A 3,743-nucleotide genomic window follows, 5' to 3' on the forward strand; every position below is an offset into this window, starting at 1 on the left:
CGACGAGGACCGGGCCGCCGTGGTCGCGGGCCTCGGCGACCGGATCCTGGCCGCCGCCGGATCCGCGACCGCCGTCGTCACGCTCGACCGCGACGGCACCGTCGTGCTCGGCGCGGGCGATCCGTACCGGACGCGCGCCCACCCGGTGCCCGAGAAGCAGGCGTCCGGCGCGGGCGACACGTTCGTCGCGGCCCTCACGCTGGCGCGCGCCGTCGGCCTCCCGCTCGCCGTGAGCGCCGACTTCGCGCAGGCCGCGGCCGACGTGGTCGTGCGGCTGCCCGGCACGTCCGTGTGCTCCGCGGCGACCCTCGCCGACCACCTCGGCGAGACCCGCTCGCGCACCGTCTCCGAGGCCGAGCTCGTGGACCTCGTCGCGGGCGAGCGCGCCGCCGGGCGTCGCATCGTGTTCACGAACGGCTGCTTCGACGTGCTGCACCGCGGCCACACGACCTACCTGCGGCAGGCGAAGCGGCTGGGCGACGTGCTCGTGGTGGCGCTCAACAGCGACGACTCGGTGCGCCGGCTCAAGGGATCCGACCGGCCGGTGAACACCGCAGAGGACCGCGCGGGTGTGCTCGCCGAGCTGTCGTGCGTCGACGTGATCACCGTGTTCGACACCGACACCCCCATCCCGCTGCTCGAGGCGGTGCAGCCCGACGTCTACGCGAAGGGCGGCGACTACACGCCCGAGATGCTCGACGAGACCGACGTGGTGCGCGCGTACGGCGGCGAGGTGTCGATCCTCGGCTACGTGCCGTCGCAGTCCACGAGCTCGATGGTCGACCGGATCCGCGCCTCGGCACCCGACGCCGGCTTCACGCGGCCGGCGGGCACGGCCACCTCGGCGCCCGCCTCCGATCCGGACGCCCCCGCACCCGCTTCCGCACCCGAGACGGATCCGGAGCCCGCACCGGGAGCTCCCCGGTGACCGGCCGCCGCAGCCGCCGCTGGTCCGGCGAGTGGGGCGCCGGTCGCGCGCCCGACGCGCCCGCCATCGACGTGCTCGTGCCGACCGCGGGCCGCACCGCCGAGCTCGCCGTGACCCTCTCGGGCCTCGCCGGGTAGGACGACCCGCCGTTCCGCGTGATCGTCAGCGACCAGTCCGAGGGCTCCCGCGCCGGGTCCGAGCCCAGCGTGCAGGGCATGGCGCGCGTGCTGCGGGCGCAGGGCCGCGAGGTCGAGGTGGTCGCGCACCTGCCGCGCCGCGGGATCGCCGAGCACCGGGCGTCGCTCCTCGCCCGCGCCACCGCCGACGCCGTGCTGTTCCTCGACGACGACGTCTGGCTCGAGCCCGGCATGCTGCGGCGGATGCACGAGGCGCTCGAGACGCTCGACATCGGCTTCGTCGGCGCCGCCGTCCAGGGCCTCAGCTACCTCGACGACCGGCGGGACCACGAGGCCGCCGCCTTCGCGCCGTGGGGCGACGCGGTGCGACCCGAGCGGATCCGCCGCGGCACCCCGGGCTTCGACCGCTGGCCCCTGCACAACGCCGCCAACCTCGCGCACATCGCCGCCGACCTCGACCTCGAGGTCGACACCTGGCTCGCCTACCGGATCGCCTGGATCGGCGGCTGCGTGCTCTACCGGCGCCGCGCGCTGGTGGAGACCGGCGGCTTCGACTTCTGGGACCGGCTCCCCGCCGAGCACTCCGGCGAGGACGTCGCCGCGCAGTGGCGCGTGATGGAGCGCTTCGGCGGCGCGGGCATCGTCCCGAGCGGCGCCGTGCACCTCGAGGCGCCGACCACGATCCCCGTTCGCGAGGTCGACGCGTTCGACGTGGTCTTCGCGTCGGAGTCGCCGGATCCCCAGGAAGAGCACCTAGGCGACGCGCCCCGCGAGGAGTCGACTCGATCCGTGGGCGACGCGATCCCTCGCGCCGACCGCTCCTGATCACCGACGAGAGGACACCCCATGGCCATCAACCCCATCGAGCTCCAGAAGCACCTCAGCGGCCTCGACTACCCGGCCTCGAAGGACGCGATCGTGAAGAAGGCGGAGGAGTCGGGCGCCGACTCCGACACCCTCGACGCGCTCCGCGGCATCGCCGACAAGGAGTACGACGCTCCCACCGCGATCAACTCCGCGGTCTCCGACGCGAGCTGATCCGGCTCCTCGCGACACCCGCACGGCCCCGATCCTCCTCGCGAGGGCCGGGGCCGTGTGCCGTGGGCGACGCGTCACGCGATGAGCGCGCGCTCCCGCGGCAGCTCGGCCGCGACGGCGGCGAGCGCGTCGTCGAGGCTGCCGAACCAGTCGCAGAGGCCCGGCACCGGCCGCATCCGCATGAGCTCGACCCGGCCGCCCCGCCGCTGCGCGTACGCGATGATGCGGGTGGCGTCGGCGGCGCCGATGCGCGCGTCGCACACCCGCCACTCCGTGGGGCTCAGCGCCACCACCTCGAGCCGTGCGTCGGTGCGTGCCATGGATCCCCCGTCCCCGCAGGAGGACCTCCCCCGCCCGGACGACGCTAGGGGCGACCCCCGACGCCAGCTCGGCGGACGGTGTCCACCGTACACAGATGGTCGCCGAGCGGCTTCGGGAGGAGGCGTCGGACGTGCTGGGTCGTGCCGGCGACGCTAGGGCCGGTACTGCTGCGGCTTCTCGAACCCCATCGGGTCGCCGTTCGCGGGGTTCTGGCCGCTGCCGCCGAGCCGCACCTTGCCGAGCACGTGGAGGATCCGCGTGAGGATGCGGCCGAGGATGCGGAGGGCGGTCATCTCCCGACCGTACCGGCGGCGCGCGCGGCCCCGCCAGGCACCGCGGCGGACGGGGGCGCGGCACGCGGCGGGGACGCCCCCGGACGAGGAACGGCCCCGACCCCCATGAGGGGAGTCGGGGCCGTCCGTTCGAGATGCGGGACTACTGGCCGAGCTTCTGGTCAACGACGTCGCCGGCCTTCTCCGCGGCGCCGTCGGACTTGCCGCCGGTCGCGCTGCTGGCGGCGTCCTGGCCCTTGTCGATGGCTCCGTCCGTCACCTGCTCGCCCTTGTCGCTGTCGATGAGTCCCTTGGCCTTGTCTGCGAGATCCGCCATGTGCGCCTCCTGTCGTCCGCGTCGCGCCCCGCTGCTGCGGGGTGCGTCTCCACCCTGCTCCGATCCGCCGCGCGCGACCGGGTCATCGAGGATGCGGGAGGCTGGATCCATGGACCACATCGACCCGCGCCGCATCGCCGCCGTGCTCGCCGACGCGGAGATGCGGGCCGCGTACGCGCGCGTCGTGCTCGGATCCTCGCTCGACGACGCGCTCGCGCACCTCTCCCCGGCGCGCAGGAGGAAGGCGCAGGCCTCGCTCGTCGGCTCCGACCTCGTGGTGGTCGACCCCGACGGCACCGCGACCGCACCCGACGCCGCCTTCCGCGCGATCCTCGCCCAGCGGCCCGCGACCCCGCCCGCGCAGGGCGTCGAGCGCTTCCTCCGCGACGACCGCATCGTCCAGTGGCCCGCCGGTCCCGCCGACCTCGACGACCTGCTGCGGCACGTCGTCGCCCAGGTGCTGGATCCCGACGAGGTGCTCGACGAGAAGGCCCTCACCGAGCGGCTCGTACGGGTCACCGACGACCACGCGCTGCTCCGCCGCCACCTCGTGGATGCGGGGCTCCTGCTCCGCACGCGCTCGGGATCCGAGTACGCGCGGGCGGAGGCGACGCCCGTGCCGGACGAGCCTCAGGCGCCGCCCGCGTAGCGCACGCACACCGCCGACACGTCGTCGCCGAGCGTGCCGCGGGCGGCCGCCGCGGCCGAGG

8 protein-coding genes are annotated in these 3,743 nt (G+C 75.2%); 5 read left to right on the plus strand and 3 right to left on the minus strand.

All coding sequences use genetic code 11. The annotated features are described in order from the left end of the window. From rfaE2 to DZG00_RS13345, 4 genes are all read left to right on the plus strand, one after another. Positions 1-928: D-glycero-beta-D-manno-heptose 1-phosphate adenylyltransferase (gene rfaE2 / locus DZG00_RS13335; RefSeq protein WP_233550139.1), on the plus strand; the 928-nt coding region annotated here is incomplete at its 5' end. After that, the gene (locus DZG00_RS17365) at positions 925-1,065 is read left to right on the plus strand and encodes a hypothetical protein (protein WP_233549148.1); all 141 of its coding nucleotides are present in this window, start codon (positions 925-927) and stop codon (positions 1,063-1,065) included. The genes rfaE2 and DZG00_RS17365, both read left to right, overlap by 4 nt. A gap of 18 nt (positions 1,066-1,083) precedes the next feature. Continuing rightward, positions 1,084-1,890 (plus strand): glycosyltransferase family 2 protein, encoded by an 807-nt coding sequence (locus DZG00_RS13340; RefSeq protein WP_233549147.1) that lies wholly within the window; start codon positions 1,084-1,086, stop codon positions 1,888-1,890. Positions 1,891-1,911: 21 nt separating this feature from the next. After that, positions 1,912-2,103 carry a DUF2795 domain-containing protein gene (locus DZG00_RS13345; RefSeq protein ID WP_119382808.1) on the plus strand — a complete coding sequence of 64 codons (192 nt, stop codon included), beginning with the start codon at positions 1,912-1,914 and terminating at the stop codon, positions 2,101-2,103. Positions 2,104-2,177: 74 nt separating this feature from the next. On the opposite strand, the gene DZG00_RS13350 is transcribed toward DZG00_RS13345, so the two are convergent. The 3 genes from DZG00_RS13350 to DZG00_RS13355 all read right to left on the minus strand — a co-directional run bounded on the left by DZG00_RS13350 (position 2,178) and on the right by DZG00_RS13355 (position 3,033). Then, positions 2,178-2,423, minus strand: coding sequence for a hypothetical protein (locus DZG00_RS13350; protein WP_119382807.1), 246 nt, complete (start codon positions 2,421-2,423; stop codon positions 2,178-2,180). Positions 2,424-2,576: 153 nt separating this feature from the next. Beyond that, positions 2,577-2,717 (minus strand): hypothetical protein, encoded by a 141-nt coding sequence (locus tag DZG00_RS17165; RefSeq protein WP_199688980.1) that lies wholly within the window; start codon positions 2,715-2,717, stop codon positions 2,577-2,579. Between the two features lie 142 nt (positions 2,718-2,859). Further along, on the minus strand, positions 2,860-3,033 hold the full coding sequence (locus DZG00_RS13355) for an antitoxin (protein ID WP_119382806.1): 174 nt from the start codon (positions 3,031-3,033) through the stop codon (positions 2,860-2,862). 109 nt (positions 3,034-3,142) lie between these two features. Between DZG00_RS13355 and DZG00_RS13360 the strand changes: the two genes are divergently transcribed. After that, on the plus strand, positions 3,143-3,682 hold the full coding sequence (locus DZG00_RS13360; protein ID WP_233549146.1) for a DUF2087 domain-containing protein: 540 nt from the start codon (positions 3,143-3,145) through the stop codon (positions 3,680-3,682). Positions 3,683-3,743: the final 61 nt, after the last annotated feature.

The organism is Clavibacter lycopersici (assembly GCF_003576405.1).
Classification (GTDB): Bacteria; Actinomycetota; Actinomycetes; order Actinomycetales; family Microbacteriaceae; genus Clavibacter; species Clavibacter lycopersici.

What these genes read in the sequence shown, in the direction of transcription:
- DZG00_RS13345 (WP_119382808.1), top strand. Translation starts at nt 1,912, where the DNA reads ATGGCCATCAACCCCATCGAGCTCCAGAAGCACCTCAGCGGCCTCGAC.
- DZG00_RS13350 (WP_119382807.1), bottom strand. Translation starts at nt 2,423, where the DNA reads ATGGCACGCACCGACGCACGGCTCGAGGTGGTGGCGCTGAGCCCCACG.
- DZG00_RS17165 (WP_199688980.1), bottom strand. Translation starts at nt 2,717, where the DNA reads ATGACCGCCCTCCGCATCCTCGGCCGCATCCTCACGCGGATCCTCCAC.
- DZG00_RS13355 (WP_119382806.1), bottom strand. Translation starts at nt 3,033, where the DNA reads ATGGCGGATCTCGCAGACAAGGCCAAGGGACTCATCGACAGCGACAAG.
- DZG00_RS13360 (WP_233549146.1), top strand. Translation starts at nt 3,143, where the DNA reads ATGGACCACATCGACCCGCGCCGCATCGCCGCCGTGCTCGCCGACGCG.